Below are 434 nucleotides of genomic sequence, written 5' to 3' on the forward strand. Positions count from 1 at the left end.
GTCGTCGTAATGCGGCAGATCGCCGATATGCAGCAGATGAAACTGCAGCCGGCCATCGGCCAGTTTCTGAAGTGCTTTCATCAGCTTGTGATTGATCGATTCCTTGCGGAGCGAACCCACCATGACGGCGACGGTCTTGACCATGCCTGATCTCCTTTTGCGGTTTCCGTCCGCAAGCTAGGGGGGCAGACCGAGTAGGGAAAGGGGCACCGCGCTTGCATTTTTGGGGGAAAAGGTGGAAAGTCCCAGGCAAGCGGCGCTGGACCGCGGATCGGAACAGGCGCAAAGGCCGATGGGTAAGGCGGAAAAAATGCAGGCATGGCTGGCAGATACGGGTAATCTGCAACTGCTGCTGATCGTGGCTCTGGGCCTTTTGCTGCTGTGTCTTGTTGCGCTGTGGCGAACGCGGCGTTCGGCAGAAGCGGCCGCCGAGT

Annotated in this window: 1 protein-coding gene; it reads right to left on the reverse strand. The window is 59.0% G+C overall.

Annotation, left to right across the window (positions count from 1 at the left end; genetic code table 11):
- Positions 1-144 (reverse strand): NADPH-dependent FMN reductase (locus tag G3I71_RS53105; protein WP_369335592.1); only part of this gene is annotated, 144 nt, incomplete at its 3' end.
- Positions 145-434: the final 290 nt, after the last annotated feature.

The sequence above is a fragment of the Streptomyces sp. SID12501 genome (assembly GCF_010550245.1).
Lineage (GTDB): Bacteria > Actinomycetota > Actinomycetes > Streptomycetales > Streptomycetaceae > Streptomyces.